This is a genomic window from Kribbella lupini (assembly GCF_039529595.1).
Taxonomy (GTDB): Bacteria; Actinomycetota; Actinomycetes; order Propionibacteriales; family Kribbellaceae; genus Kribbella; species Kribbella lupini.
This window is the reverse complement of record NZ_BAAANC010000003.1, coordinates 977,284-990,949: the sequence shown is the minus strand read 5'-3', so window position 1 is coordinate 990,949 and position 13,666 is coordinate 977,284. Positions and strand designations below refer to the sequence as shown.

Sequence of the window (13,666 nt, the reverse complement as noted above, 5' to 3'; positions counted from 1 at the left end):
GCTGCCGTGGTCCCAGTGCGCCGGCCAGAACAGGAACGGCCACGGGGCCCACATCATCGGACGGCTCGCCAGGCGTAGTACGCGATGCCGATGGCCGCTGCGGTCATCGGTAGCGCGGTGATCAGGCCGACCACGCCGTTGCCGGGGATCATGAACGTGAGCACGATCGTCGCGGCGCCGAGTGGGATCCAGCGCGGTACGGCGTGCGAGCGCCACAGCCCGACCGTCTGGACGATCGTGCCGATCGCGACCAGTCCCGCGCCGGCGATCATCGGCGCGAACAGGTGCAGCGAATCCTCGGCCATCCGGTCGATGACCGACGCCCCGGCCGCTGGGTCGACTCCCGGCGCGGTCGCGAAGTAGTACGCCGCGGCCCAGCCGGCGCCGCCCACGGCGTACAGGGCTGTGCCGATCCACATCAGTACGCCGCCGGTCGTGGCCCAGGCGGCGCCGCGACGCCGTACGAGCAGGCAGGTGGCGAACGCCTGGGCCGGCACGTTGAGCACGAGCGCGGCGCTGAGGAACACCAGCAGTCCCCACCAGCGGTCGCGCAGGGGCTGGATGTCGGCGTACGTGTAGGTCTCGCCGCCGCCCGAAGGCTCCGGCCACAGCAGGCCGCCCGGTACGGCGGTCAGCGAGGTCACGGTCAGCGCGAGCGCGACGATGCCGACGCGACGCCGGGTGACCGGATCGCCGGCGAGCTCTGTCCTGAGGGTCGTGGTGGACATCGTTGGCCTCCCAAAGCCACGGAAGAATCTGACCCCTTCAGCGAAGCCGTTGCGCCGGGGTCGACGGATCCGGGCTGGTACGGGAACAGATCTCCGTGCTGACTCGGAGCCGCCGGCGGCCTTCGCGACTTACAGTGACGTCATGCGGTGGCCGTGGGCGCTTGCAGTCGGCACCTGCCTGCTCGTGGTGACGATGCTGGTGGGCGGTGGGTGGCTGCTGCTCGTCGCTGATGCGCCGGTGGGGATGGTCGTGCCGCTCGGCGTACTGGCGGCCGGACTCGCTGTGCTGGGTCTGCTGGTCGCTCGACGTGAGCCCGTGGTTGGGGTGCTGCTCTGCGTGATCGGCGGGCTGGTCGCGTTCCTGGGCGTGCGGTCGGCGTACTACGACGTCGTGGTGGCCGAGCCGGGACGGTTGCCGCTGGACAGCCGGGTCGTTGCCTGGCTGGACGAGAGCGGTTGGTGGCTGGCCGTCGCAGTGGCGCTGCTGCTGCTCTACTTCCCGGACGGGCGGCTGATCAGTCCGCGCTGGCGGGTCGTGCCGATCGGGTTGGTGCTGCTCGGTGCTGCGCAGCAGGTGTTCGGGGCGTTCGCGACCTCGCCGTTCTTGGCGCCTTTGGAGGGGTGGGCGCGGCCGTACGCGCCGTTGCCTCGGGTGGTGCGGGTGCTCAGCGAGGTCCTGTTCGTGGTCTTCTTGGCGCTGGTGCTGGTCGCGGCGGCGTCCGTGGTGGTGCGGTTCCGGCGGTCGAGCGGGCGGGCGCGGGCGCAGGTGAAGTGGCTGGCGATCGCGGGGGTCGTCGCGGTCTGCTACCCGTTCGTGTGCCTGGCGGAGATCGCGGTGACGGGGGAGTCGGGCGTGGTCGCGACGGTGACCGGCGTAATGGCGTTGGTGAGTCTGCCGGCGGCGGTCGCGGTGGCGGTGCTGCGGCATGATCTGTACGACGTGGATCGGGCGGTCGCGGACGCGGTCACGTACGCGATCGTGCTGGTGGCGTTGCTGACGACGTACGCCGTGTCGGCGCTCGCGCTCGGCCTGGTGGTTGGGCGCGGATCGGCGGTGGCCGCGGCGACGGCGACGGCTGTCTGCGCGTTGCTACTGGCGCCGCTGCGGTCGTGGTTGCGGCGGGTTGTCGACCGGCGGTTGTATCCGCCGCGGCGAGCCGCGCTGACGGCGATCGAGGAGTTGCAGCATCGGATTCACGCGGGCGAGGGGAGTCCGGAGGAGCTGGAAGCCGTGCTGCGGCAGGCGTTGCGGGATCCGGGGCTGCGGGTGGGGTGTCTGCTGCCGGGGGCTGCTGGGTTTGTCGATGCGGCAGGGGAGCCGGTGGGTGGGGAGGTCGTGCCAGTGATGCTGGGCGGGCTGCAGGTCGGGGTGCTTTCGGGGAGCAGTCCGGCCGTACTGCGGGTAGTCGCGGCCGCGGCGGCGAGTTTGGTGGAGGTCACGCGGTTGCGGGCCGAGCTGGCGGGGGCCTTGCGGGAGGTCGAGGCCAGCCGGGCGCGGCTCGTGCAGGCGGGCGATGCCGAGCGGCGGCGGCTCGAGCGGGATCTGCACGACGGGGCTCAGCAGCGGTTGGTCGCGCTGGGGATGAGTTTGCGGTTGGCCCAGCGGCATCTGGCTGATGGGACGGTCGATGTGGACGGTGTGCTCGACCAGGGGGTTGCTGAGCTGGCGACGGCGGTGGCTGAGCTGCGGCAGATCGCGCATGGGTTGCGGCCGACGAGTTTGGACGACGGCTTGCCCGCTGCGCTGGCGGCGATCACGCGCAACCTGCCGATCCCGGTGCGACTGCAGGTGGTGGGGGACGAGTTGCCGGAGCAGTTGATCACTACGGCGTACTTCGTGGCGGCCGAGGCGGTGGTCAACGCGGCGAAGTACGCCCGGGCGACGCGGATCGGCGTCCAGGTCACGCGGTCGCCGGAGGACGTACGCATCCGCGTCGAGGACGACGGCTGCGGCGGAGCGCGAGCGCGCCCGGGCTCAGGCCTGAGCGGCCTGACCGACCGAGTGGTCGCGCTGGGCGGCTCCCTCACCATGCACAGCCCCGCCGGCGTCGGCACAGCAATAGAGGTGGTGCTGCCATGCGGCAGCTGATCGTCCGGCGGCGAAGCCAGCCGGGGCGGGCGTCCTCTCCTCTTCTTCCTTCCCCGCCGATGCTCGCGGCGCAGCCGCGGGCGAGGAGGTCGTCGTGCGGATCGTGATCGGGGAGGACTCGGCCTTGTTTCGGGCGGGGTTGGCTCGGTTGTTGGTGGATGCGGGGCACGAGATCGTGGGGCTGGCCGGGGATGCGGCGGCGTTGGTGACGACCGTGGCGGAGGCCTCGCCGGAGTTGGTGATCATCGACGTACGGATGCCGCCGGATCTGACCGACGACGGGGCGCGGGCGGCTCGGCGGTTGCGGGTGTTGTACCCGGAGCTGGCGATCGTGCTGCTGTCGCAGCATGTGGAGACGCGGCACTCGACCGAGTTGGTGACCGGTGGGCGGTTCGGGTATCTGCTGAAGGACCGGGTGCTCGCGGTCGACGAGTTCCTCGACGCGCTCGAGCGAGTGGCCGCTGGTGGGTCCGCGCTGGACCCGGAGGTGGTGGAGAGCCTGATCGGGCGGTCGCGGTCCGAGGATCGGCTGGCGGCGTTGACGGCGCGCGAGCGGGAGGTGCTCGCGCTGATGGCCGAGGGCTGTACGAACGTCGGGATCAGCCGGCGGCTGTGGCTGACCGAGCGGACCGTGGAGACCCACATCGGCAGCATCCTCGGCAAGCTCGGGCTGATGGTCAACGACGAGCAGCACCGCCGCGTCCTCGCCGTACTCGCCTATCTTGGGGAGCACTGACCACTCGAGAGAGAGGACGCCGCGGATGCGGGTCGCCGTTTTCCATCCGGGAGCCATGGGGTCGCAGCTCGCCGCGCAGTTGGTCGCGGCGGGGCACGAGGTGCACTGGGTGCCGGAAGGACGCAGTACGGCGTCGGTCGCGCGGGCCGAGGCGGCGGGGCTGATCGGTTCCTCGTACGACGAAGCGGTGGGCGGGGCCGAGGTGGTGCTGTGCTCGTGCGCACCGCAGGGCGCGGTGGAGGTCGCCGAACAGGTCGGTCGGTCGGGGTTCGCGGGCATCTACGTCGAGGCGAACCCGCTGTCGCCGAAATCCCTGCAACGGGCCCGCGAAGCGTTGCCTCAAGCAACCTTTGTCGACGGCGGCGTGATCGGCCCGCCGCCGACCGGTGGCCCGAGCCCGACGCACCTGATGCTGTCCGGAGCGGCGGCCGAGCAGGCGGCGCAGTTGTGGGCGGGGACTCTGGTCACGCCGATGGTCGTCGGCGCCGAGCCAGGCGCCGCGAGCGCGGCGAAGTCGTCGTACGCGCTGTACAACAAGGGGAAAGCGGCGTTGGCCGTGCTGGCGTTCCAGCTGGCGGCGCAGCACGGGGTGACCGAGGCGTTGACGGCGCAGCACACGCGGGCCGACGGCGGGTCGCTGAAGGACCCCGAGTTGCCGGAGCGGTTGCGGGCGGTGGCCTGGCGGTGGGGGCCGGAGTTCGACGAGCTCGCGGAGACGCTGGACGCGGCGGGGCTGGAAGGCGACGCGGCGCGGGCGTTGCGCGAGGTGTGGACTCAGCTGAGCCGGTAGTCGGCCAGCACGAACGGCGGGATCTGCTGGGCGACGGCGGTGAGGTCGTCGAGGGCGGCGCGCACGCTCTCGACGGTCCACCAGTTGAGGCCCCAGGTGACGAGGTACGGCCCGTCGATCCACCACTGCAGGTGGGGGCGCTGGAGCATCCACTCCATGAGCTGCGGGTGGACGACGGCGGAGGCGTAGCGCTGGTTGGGCGACTCGATGGCGAACGTCTCGTTGAAGTCGCCGGACTCGAGTTGCTGGTCGGGGACGCGGAGGGTGCGGGCGACCGGGTTGTCGGTGGTGACGGCGATCGACGGGAGGACGACGGGGAGCAGTACGGCGACGACGTGCAGCTTGGTCGCCGTACTGGTTCTGCTGGTCGCGTGTGAGTGGTCGAAGGCGCGGAAGTCGTACCCGGCGTACTGGCCGGCGATCATCCGGGTGTTGGCGCCGGGGGAGAGGATGCGGTTGGCGACGCCTTCGAGGGCTGGGTCCATCGGTGCTGAGGTCCAGCCGGCTTGCTGAGCTGCCAGGCCGCGTGCCGTGAAGAACCGCTGACGCTTGGTCCGCGCCCAGACGGCGAGCGCGGCCAGGGCGGCGGCAAGAACCAGCAGGGTGATCAGCACGCAGACGAAGCTAACGGATCTGCCGGGCCACCTCGGGGTCAACGGCAGTGCCGCGAAGGATGCCGGCGAGTGCCTCGACCCCGTCCACCAGCCGCGGGCCGGGGCGCGCGAAGTAGCCGTTCGCGTCGGCAGCCCACACCGGTACGTCGGGCAGCAGGCCTTGGTCGATCAGGTCCTTCCCCAGGCGGGCCGAGTCGTCCAGCCCGAAGCCGCACGGCGCCACCACCACGACTTCAGGCCGAGCCGCCGCAACAGCCGGCCAGGTCGTCCGCCCCGACCGCAGCCCGGCCGACCCCAGCACGCTCACGCCGCCGGCCACCTCGACCATTTCCGGAATCCAGTGCCCAGGAGCAAAAGGCGGATCGGTCCACTCCAGAACCAGCACCCGCGGCAGCCCATCGGAGGCGGGCGAAGTGACGGGCGCCGAGCCGGACTGATCGGAGGCGGGCGCAGCGACGGGCGCCGAGCCGGACTGATCGGAGGCGGACGCAGTGACGGGCGTCGAGCCGGACTGATCGGAGGCGGGCGAAGCCACGCCGTGCGGCGCCGCTCCTTCTTCCCCCGCTCCTTCTTCCCCCGCTCCGCCGCGCCCCGCGGAGCGGGGTGCGGCGGAACTCGCTGGTGGGAGGGCGCGGAGGGCGTCAAGCCGTCGGTGCAGGCTTCCGACCAGCGGCTCGGAAGGCCGTCCGACTGCCTGGGCGATCTGCTCGATGGACTCCAGGACCTCGGTGAGGTCGTGCGGATCGGTGGTGACGACCTCGGCCCGGCAGCCGAGGTAGGACAGCGCCTCCTCCACGCCGTCGACGTCGACGGCGCAGACGGCGCACAGGTCCTGGGTGATCACCAGGTCCGGGTCGATCGCGCGGAGGGCGTCGCGGTCGAGCTTGTAGAGGTCCTCGCCGGCGGCCACTCGCGCGCGGACGGCGGCGTCGATCTCGGCGGGCGTGAGGCCCGCGGGGAGATTGGTCGCGGAGACGATCCGGCGCTCGCGCGCCGCCGCGGGGTGGTCGCACTCGAAGGTGACGCCGTGGACCTGGTCCCCGGCGCCGAGCGCGAAGCAGATCTCGGTCGCCGACGGGAGCAGCGAGACGATCTTCATGCCCCGACCTTAAGAGGTCCGGCCCGACGCGTCCTCGAGCACGGCTCAGCCGTTTTCGACGGCTTCTGGTGCCTGACCGGTGCTCAAAGTAGGGGGAGGGGTGGATTTCTCGTCTGGGGGGAGTCGTGGGTAGACTGTTTTGGTTGCCTCGGCGAGGGACGCCCCCCGACTGCGCTTGATGTCGAAGTGCTCGACTCGGTGAGAAGTGCTAGGCGGGCGCGGCTCCGTGATCGACGCGGTGGTTCGTTGCCTGACGCCTTTTCCGGAGTCAAGACGTGCCCGCTGAGGCTCTGCAACCGGTTCCACCACCAGTCAACAGATCACCGCAACAAGCTTGAGGGAGTTCATCTCGTGGCCGAGGTCAAGATCCAAGCCGAGTCGCGCACGGAGTTCGGCAAGGGTGCTGCCCGCCGAATCCGCCGGGACAGCAAGGTCCCCGCCGTTCTGTACGGCCATGGCACGGACCCGGTGCACATCACGCTGCCCGGTCACGACACCATGCTGGCCCTGAAGACCGCCAACGCCCTGCTGCTGATCGAGGTCGAGGGCAGCGAGAGCCTGCTGGCGCTGCCGAAGCAGGTCCAGCGCGACCCGATCAAGGGCTTCATCGAGCACGTCGACCTGGTCATCGTCAAGCGCGGTGAGAAGGTCCAGGTCGACATCGCCGTGCACCTCGAGGGCGAGGCCGTCAGCGAGACCCTGGTCGTGCTGGAGAACGCCAGCATCCTGGTCGAGGCCGAAGCGACCCACATCCCGGACGGCGTCACCGTCTCGATCGAGGGCCTCGACGCCGGCGCCCAGATCCACGCCTCCGACCTGAAGCTGCCCGCGGGCACCACGCTGGCCGTCGAGCCGGACACGCTGATCGTCAACGTGACCGCCGCCGCGACCGCCGAGCAGCTGGACGCGGAGCTGGCCGAGGCCGAGGCCGAGGCGGGCATCGAGAAGGACGAGCCGGAGGCCGCCGAGGCGCCGGTCGCCGCCGCCGCGGAGTAAGCAGTACCCCGTACTGGCAACGAACAGGAGAGGGCCGGGAGATCCGTGGCGGACGACGTGTGGTTGGTCGTCGGGCTGGGGAATCCCGGCCCTTCCTATGCCAAGACGCGGCACAACGTCGGCCAGATGGTGGTCGACGAGCTGGCCGGCCGTGTGGGCGGCGGCTGGAAGCAGCACAAGCAGGCCAAGGCCGAGGTGATCGAGACCCGGCTCAGCGGCTACCGGACGATCCTGGCCAAGCCGCGGTCGTTCATGAACGAGTCCGGTGGGCCGGTGGCCGGCCTGCTCAAGTTCTTCAAGGTCGAGCCGGCCCAGCTGGTGGCTGTGCACGACGAGCTGGACATCGACTTCGCCGCGCTGCGGCTCAAGTTCGGTGGCGGCGACAACGGGCACAACGGGCTGAAGTCGATCCGCAAGTCGGTTGGCACCGGTGACTACCATCGAGTGCGGTTCGGAGTCGGGCGCCCGCCCGGCCGGCAGAGCCCGGCGGACTTCGTGCTGAACGAGTTCTCCAGCACCGAACGCAAGGACCTGCCGTTCGAGCTCGACCGCACGGCCGACGCGATCGAGTCTTTGCTCGCCGACGGCCTCGAAGTCTCTCAAGGGAAGTACAACTCGTGAAGTTAGCCGGTCTGGTCGACACCCTCGTCACCGATCCGGTGGTCGCCGCAGCGATCGGCGACGCCCGCAAGGACATCCGCGCCGACGGCGTCGCCACGCTCGACCTGAGCGCACCGGGCCCGATTCGTCCTGTCCTGCTGGCCGCGCTGGCCTCCGAGCGGCTCGGCGCCGACCGCCCGATCCTCGCGGTCACCGCGACGTTCCGCGAGGCCGAGGAGCTGACCGAGGCGCTGCAGTGCCTGGTCGAGCCCGGCTCGGTCGCCTACTACCCGGCCTGGGAGACGCTGCCGCACGAGCGGCTGTCGCCCCGGTCCGACACAGTCGGCCGTCGTCTCGCCGTACTGCGGCGCCTGGTGCACCCGGACCCCTCCGACGAGACGACCGGACCGATCAAGATCCTGGTCGCGCCGGTCCGGTCCGTGCTGCAGCCGCAGGTCGCCGGTCTGGCCGACCTGCGCCCGGTCCAGCTGCACGTCGGCGACAGCATGGAGCTGGAGGACGTCGTCAGCCGGCTCGCCGGCGCGGCGTACAGCCGGGTCGACCTGGTCGAGCGGCGCGGTGAGTTCGCGGTCCGCGGCGGCATCATCGACGTCTTCCCGCCGACCGAGGAGCACCCGCTGCGGGTCGACTTCTTCGGCGACGACGTCGAGGAGATCCGGTACTTCGCGGTCGCCGACCAGCGGTCGCTGGAGATCGCCGAGCACGGTCTGTGGGCCCCGCCGTGCCGCGAGCTGCTGCTGACCGACGAGGTGCGCTCGCGCGCCGCCGTACTGGCCAAGGAACATCCCGAACTGGCCGAGCTGTTCGAGAAGCTGGCCGAGGGCCACGCGGTCGAGGGGATGGAGTCGCTCGCGCCCGTCCTGGTCGACCACATGGAGCTGCTGGTCGACCTGATGCCGGAAGGCACCCACGTCGTCGTCAGCGACCCCGAGCGGGTCCGCGCCCGGGCGCACGACCTGGTCGCGACCAGCCAGGAGTTCCTGGAGGCGTCCTGGGCGGCCGCCGCCGGGGGCGGCGAGGCGCCGATCGACCTGGGCGCCGCGGCGTACATGTCGCTGGCCGACGTACGGACGCATGCGCTGGACCGCGGGCTGGCCTGGTGGAGCCTGTCGCCGTTCGCGGCCGCGCCGACCGACGAGCCCGAGCTGCGCGACTCGATGGGCGCGCGGGTCTCGTTCGACATCGACACCGACTCCGGCGCGGTCCGCAGCCGCCAGATCGCGGCGCACGAGGTCGACGCGTACCGCGGTGAGACCGCGGCCGCCGTCGAGGACGTGCGCGGCTGGCTGCGCGACGGCTGGCGGGTCGTCTGCGTCACCGAGGGCCACGGCCCGGCCCAGCGGCTGGCCGAGGTGTTCTCCGAGGCGGAGCTGCCGGCCCGGACCGTCGACTCGATCGACGGCATCCCCGAGCCTGGCGTCGTCCTGATCTCGCAGGGCGCGCTCGACCACGGCTTCATTGCCGAGGGCATCAAGTTCGCGGTGCTCACCGAGAACGACCTGGCCGGGCAGCGCTCGGCGGCCGAACGCCGTTCCCAGCAACGGATGCCGAGCCGCCGGAAGAAGACCGTCGACCCGCTGGAGCTCGCGCCCGGCGACTTCGTCGTGCACGAGCAGCACGGCGTCGGCCGGTACGTCGAGATGATGCAGCGCACGGTCGGTACCGGCACCCAGCGGACCACCCGCGAGTACGTCGTGATCGAGTTCGCGCCGAGCAAGCGGGGTCAACCCGGCGACCGGCTGTTCGTGCCGACCGACCAGCTCGACCAGGTCACCCGGTACGTCGGTGGCGAGCAGCCCACGCTGGACAAGATGGGCGGCGGCGACTGGGCCAAGCGCAAGGGCCGCGCCCGCAAGGCGGTCCGCCAGATCGCCGGCGAGCTGATCAAGCTGTACGCCGCGCGCCAGGCGACCAAGGGGCACGCGTTCGCCAAGGACACGCCGTGGCAGCGCGAGCTCGAGGACGCGTTCCCGTTCGTCGAGACGCCGGACCAGCTGGCCACCATCGACGACGTCAAGCACGACATGGAACGCATCACCCCGATGGACCGGATCGTCTGCGGCGACGTCGGCTACGGCAAGACCGAGATCGCGGTCCGGGCCGCGTTCAAGGCAGTCCAGGACGGCAAGCAGGTCGCCGTACTGGTCCCGACCACGCTGCTGGTGCAGCAGCACTACGCGACCTTCGCCGAGCGGTACGCCGCGTTCCCGGTGAACGTCGCGCCGCTGTCGCGCTTCCAGACCGACAAGGAGGCCAAGGCGACGCTGGACGGGCTGGCCGACGGGTCGGTCGACGTGGTGATCGGGACGCACCGGCTGCTGTCGGGCGAGGTGCAGTTCAAGGACCTCGGGCTCGTCATCGTCGACGAGGAGCAGCGGTTCGGGGTCGAGGCCAAGGAGCAGCTGAAGCGGCTGCGGACGGCGGTCGACGTCCTGACGATGTCGGCGACGCCGATCCCGCGGACGCTGGAGATGTCGATCACCGGCATCCGGGAGATGTCGACGATCGCCACCCCGCCCGAGGAACGGCATCCGGTGCTGACCTTCGTCGGCGCGTACGAGGAAGGCCAGGTGACCGCCGCGATCCGGCGCGAGCTGCTGCGCGAGGGCCAGGTCTTCGTGGTGCACAACCGGGTGAACACGATCGAGAAGGCGGCCGCGCGGATCCGCCAGCTCGTGCCCGAAGCGCGGGTCTCGGTGGCGCACGGCCAGATGAACGAGCACACCCTGGAGCAGGTCATCCAGGGCTTCTGGGAGAAGCAGTCCGACGTCATCGTCTGTACGACGATCGTCGAGTCCGGCATCGACATCTCGAACGCGAACACGATGATCGTCGAGCGCGCCGACCTGCTCGGCCTGTCGCAGCTCCACCAGCTGCGCGGTCGCGTCGGCCGTGGTCGCGAGCGGGCGTACGCATACTTCTTCTTCCCCCCTGAGAAGCCGCTGACCGAGACCGCGCACGACCGGCTGGCGACCATCGCCCAGCACGCCGATCTCGGCGGCGGCATGGCGGTGGCGATGAAGGACCTGGAGATCCGCGGCGCCGGCAACCTGCTCGGCGGCGAGCAGTCCGGGCACATCGCCGACGTCGGCTTCGACCTGTACGTCCGGCTGGTCGGCGAGGCCGTCGCGGAGTACCGCGGCGACACCCAGGCCGAGGAGCCCGAGGTCAAGATCGAGCTTCCGATCGACGCCCACCTGCCGCACGACTACGTGCCCTCGCAGCGGCTGCGGCTGGAGATGTACCAGCGGCTGGCCGCCGTCCGGGACGAGGCCGGGATCGCGGAGCTGGTCGAGGAGCTGCACGACCGGTACGGCGACATCCCGCAGCCGGTGCTGAACCTGATCGAGGTGGCGAAGTTCCGCAACCACGCCCGAGTCGCGGGGCTGCACGACGTCACCCTGCAGGGCAATCTGATCCGGTTCGGGCCGGTCGAACTGCCCGACTCCAAGATCATGCGGCTGAACAGGCTGTACCCGAAGAGTCTGGTCAAGCCGCAACTGCGTACGATCCTGGTGCCGAGACCTGCCACCCGGCCGGTCGCCGGTGAGCCGCTGCGCGACCAGGAGTTGCTGCAGTGGTGCGCGAGACTGATCGACGATGTGATCGCCGAGCCCGTGGGGGCGAAGGCCTGATGAGTTCCAGCTGGAGGAGAGTCCGTTGAGCAGAAAACTCGCACATGTGGCGGGTGCCGCGCTGGCTTCGGTGCTGCTGCTGGGTGGTTGTGCCGCGGGGACGCACCCGGGCGCGGCGGCCGTGGTGGGCGGGACCGAGATCACGGTCGGCGACGTCGACGAGACCTCCCGCTCCGTCACCACCGCGCTCGGCCAGCCGTTCACCGCGTCGCTGGCGCTCAGCGAGCTGGTGAACAGCGCGCTGGTCCAGCAGATCGCCGACCAGCGCTCAGTCACGGTCACCGACGCCGAGCTCGCGCCGGCCATGAAGGCCGTCGTCGGCGACCAGGCGGCGTACGACAAGTTCGTCGCCGACCCGGTGGCCGAGGCGTTCCTGCGCGACGTCGCGAAGGCGGCCGTCGGCACGATCAAGCTCGGCGGCGGCACCGGCATCACCGACCCGAACGTCCAGCAGGCCCAGCAGGCCGGCCTGGTCGTGGTGAAGGACGCCGCGAAGAACATCGACGTCGACGTCTCGCCGCGGTTCGGCAAGTGGACCGACGGCGCCATCGACGGCAAGGTGTCCGGCTCGCTGTCGGAGGAGTCCGCGCAGGCCAAGGCCAAGCGCGAGCAGGCCGAGCAGCAGCAACAGCAGCAGCAGCAGCCCCAGCCGCAGGGCTGACGCTTTGATCAAGGTCGTCCTGACCAGCCCGCGGGTCGCGCCGGGTCTGCTGACCCGCGCGGCCTGGCAGGCGTTCGAGCAGGCTGATGTGATCGGCGCCGCGGCCGGGGTCGAGAGCCCTTCGGTGCAGGCGGTGGTCGGCTCAGGGCTCGTGGTGACCTCGGTCGAGGGTGGCGCCGAGGCACAGTGGGCGTGGCTGGTCTCCGCCGCTGCCTCCGGCCGGGCCGTCGCCTGGCTCGTCGGTGAGGACGGCGAGCCGGCGTTGCTGCGGCTGGTCGCGGACCAGCTCGCGCGTGAGCCGCGCCCGGCGTACGAGGTGGAGATCCTGCACGGCTCGTACGACGTACCGGGGGCCCGGCTGATCGACCTCGTCCAGGTGATGGACCGGCTGCGCCGCAACTGCCCGTGGGACCAGGAGCAGACGCACGAGTCGCTGGCGAAGTACCTGCTCGAGGAGACGTACGAGACCCTCGAGGCGATCGACACCGGGGACTCGACGCATCTGCGGGAGGAACTGGGCGATCTGCTGCTCCAGGTCGCCTTCCACTCCCGGATCGCCGAGGAGGCCGAGGAGGATCCCGACGGCGACGCCGGGCCGTGGTCGATCGACGACGTCGCGGCCGGCATCGTCGAGAAGCTGATCCGCCGGCACCCGCACGTGTTCGGCTCGGTCGACGCGACCGACGTCGCCACGGTCGAGGCCAACTGGGAAACCATCAAGGCGGCCGAGAAGCAGCGCTCGTCGGTGCTGGAGGGCATTCCGACCGCGCTGCCCGCGCTGGCGCTGGCGGACAAGGTCCTCGGCCGCTCCGCCAAGGTGATGGCGTCGGACGAGGCGGGTGCCGCGTCCGGGGACTCGATCGGCGAGCGCCTGCTGGCGTTGGTCCGAGAGGCTCGCGAGGCCGGCGTCGATGCCGAGCAGGAACTGCGGAACGCGACCCGCCGCCTCGCCGACCGCGTCCGCTCCACCGAAGCCTCCTGACCTGCGGCACCTGAGGGCCGTCCTGCAGGGGCCCTCAGGTGCCGCAGCGGTCAGGCCGTGCGGGTGCGGTCGTAGAGGAGGCAGAGGGCGCCGCTGTCCGTCGGGGTGGAGTCGGTGAGGGTCCACGACGTTGCGGGGACGGTTTCGTCGAAGAGCTGCATGCCGCCGCCGACCAGCTCCGGGCAGAGGGTGATGGACAGCCGGTCGAGCTCATCGGCCGCGAGCAGGGCCCGGATGACGCTCGAGCTCGCGAGGACGACGATGTCGCCGCCGTCCTGCAGGCGAAGCTCCTTGACCGTGGTCACCGGGTCGGTCCGGGCGATCCGGCTGTTCTGCCAGGCCGCAGCGGGCGCCGTCGACGAGAACACGACCTTCTCCACCTCGTTCAGCCAGCGCGAGAACGCGCGGCTCTCCTCCGGCGCGGTCGGGTCGTCGGCCACCGTCGGCCAGTAGCCGCCGAAGCCTTCGTAGTTCTTCCGCCCCAGCAGGGCCGTGGTCGCCGGCGAGGTCACCCGGATCATGTGCGCCAACGAGCCGGCGGTGACGGCGTGCGGCGCGATCCAGCCCATGTCGTAGTCGCCGCCCGGCCCGTTCACCCGTCCGTCGAGGGACAGCGAGATGTTGCCGACCACGGTGCGGTTGGTGTTGCTGGTCATCATTGGCTCCTTGGGTGGGTTCGATGTGCCTCAACTCTCGCCGTCGACGCAGCACCCGG

At 71.1% G+C, this 13,666-nt stretch carries 12 protein-coding genes; 8 read left to right on the top strand and 4 right to left on the bottom strand.

The window, feature by feature from the left end:
- Positions 1-53: 53 nt before the first annotated feature.
- A complete protein-coding gene (locus ABD235_RS30880) occupies positions 54-728 on the bottom strand; it encodes a hypothetical protein (protein WP_344180568.1) in 675 nt (224 codons plus the stop codon).
- Positions 729-870: 142 nt separating this feature from the next.
- On the opposite strand from ABD235_RS30880, the gene ABD235_RS30875 reads away from it, so the two are divergent.
- From ABD235_RS30875 to ABD235_RS30865, 3 genes are all read left to right on the top strand, one after another.
- On the top strand, positions 871-2,817 hold the full coding sequence (locus tag ABD235_RS30875; RefSeq protein WP_344180566.1) for a sensor histidine kinase: 1,947 nt from the start codon (positions 871-873) through the stop codon (positions 2,815-2,817).
- A gap of 94 nt (positions 2,818-2,911) precedes the next feature.
- The gene (locus ABD235_RS30870; RefSeq protein ID WP_344180564.1) at positions 2,912-3,553 is read left to right on the top strand and encodes a response regulator transcription factor; all 642 of its coding nucleotides are present in this window, start codon (positions 2,912-2,914) and stop codon (positions 3,551-3,553) included.
- A 25-nt stretch (positions 3,554-3,578) separates the two neighbouring features.
- A complete protein-coding gene (locus tag ABD235_RS30865; protein ID WP_344180563.1) occupies positions 3,579-4,343 on the top strand; it encodes an NAD(P)-binding domain-containing protein in 765 nt (254 codons plus the stop codon).
- On the opposite strand, the gene ABD235_RS30860 is transcribed toward ABD235_RS30865, so the two are convergent.
- Together ABD235_RS30860 and ABD235_RS30855 are read right to left on the bottom strand one after the other, a co-directional pair.
- Positions 4,328-4,957, bottom strand: a complete 630-nt coding sequence (locus tag ABD235_RS30860) for a hypothetical protein (protein ID WP_344180561.1) — start codon at positions 4,955-4,957, stop codon at positions 4,328-4,330. The two genes, ABD235_RS30865 and ABD235_RS30860, sit on opposite strands and share 16 nt — an antisense overlap.
- 10 nt (positions 4,958-4,967) lie before the next feature.
- Complete coding sequence (locus ABD235_RS30855; protein WP_344180559.1) at positions 4,968-6,056, bottom strand: TroA family protein; 1,089 nt, start codon at positions 6,054-6,056, stop codon at positions 4,968-4,970.
- 351 nt (positions 6,057-6,407) lie between these two features.
- Here ABD235_RS30855 and ABD235_RS30850 point away from each other — a divergent pair, with 351 nt between their 5' ends.
- From ABD235_RS30850 to ABD235_RS30830, 5 genes are read left to right on the top strand one after another with little or no spacing between them, the layout of a single operon-like run.
- Positions 6,408-7,052, top strand: coding sequence for a 50S ribosomal protein L25/general stress protein Ctc (locus ABD235_RS30850; RefSeq protein WP_344180557.1), 645 nt, complete (start codon positions 6,408-6,410; stop codon positions 7,050-7,052).
- Between the two features lie 45 nt (positions 7,053-7,097).
- On the top strand, positions 7,098-7,673 hold the full coding sequence (gene pth / locus ABD235_RS30845; RefSeq protein ID WP_344180555.1) for an aminoacyl-tRNA hydrolase: 576 nt from the start codon (positions 7,098-7,100) through the stop codon (positions 7,671-7,673).
- On the top strand, positions 7,670-11,308 hold the full coding sequence (gene mfd / locus ABD235_RS30840) for a transcription-repair coupling factor (RefSeq protein WP_344180553.1): 3,639 nt from the start codon (positions 7,670-7,672) through the stop codon (positions 11,306-11,308). The genes pth and mfd overlap by 4 nt, the downstream gene beginning before the upstream one ends.
- 25 nt (positions 11,309-11,333) lie before the next feature.
- Positions 11,334-11,969, top strand: a complete 636-nt coding sequence (locus ABD235_RS30835; RefSeq protein WP_344180551.1) for a SurA N-terminal domain-containing protein — start codon at positions 11,334-11,336, stop codon at positions 11,967-11,969.
- Positions 11,970-11,973: 4 nt separating this feature from the next.
- The gene (locus ABD235_RS30830; protein ID WP_344180549.1) at positions 11,974-12,951 is read left to right on the top strand and encodes a nucleoside triphosphate pyrophosphohydrolase; all 978 of its coding nucleotides are present in this window, start codon (positions 11,974-11,976) and stop codon (positions 12,949-12,951) included.
- A 50-nt stretch (positions 12,952-13,001) separates the two neighbouring features.
- Here ABD235_RS30830 and ABD235_RS30825 read toward each other — a convergent pair whose 3' ends face one another.
- The gene (locus tag ABD235_RS30825) at positions 13,002-13,607 is read right to left on the bottom strand and encodes a dihydrofolate reductase family protein (protein WP_344180548.1); all 606 of its coding nucleotides are present in this window, start codon (positions 13,605-13,607) and stop codon (positions 13,002-13,004) included.
- Positions 13,608-13,666 lie beyond the last annotated feature (59 nt).

What these genes read in the sequence shown, in the direction of transcription:
- ABD235_RS30855 (WP_344180559.1), bottom strand. Translation starts at nt 6,056, where the DNA reads ATGAAGATCGTCTCGCTGCTCCCGTCGGCGACCGAGATCTGCTTCGCG.
- ABD235_RS30880 (WP_344180568.1), bottom strand. Translation starts at nt 728, where the DNA reads ATGTCCACCACGACCCTCAGGACAGAGCTCGCCGGCGATCCGGTCACC.
- ABD235_RS30865 (WP_344180563.1), top strand. Translation starts at nt 3,579, where the DNA reads ATGCGGGTCGCCGTTTTCCATCCGGGAGCCATGGGGTCGCAGCTCGCC.
- ABD235_RS30875 (WP_344180566.1), top strand. Translation starts at nt 871, where the DNA reads ATGCGGTGGCCGTGGGCGCTTGCAGTCGGCACCTGCCTGCTCGTGGTG.
- ABD235_RS30825 (WP_344180548.1), bottom strand. Translation starts at nt 13,607, where the DNA reads ATGACCAGCAACACCAACCGCACCGTGGTCGGCAACATCTCGCTGTCC.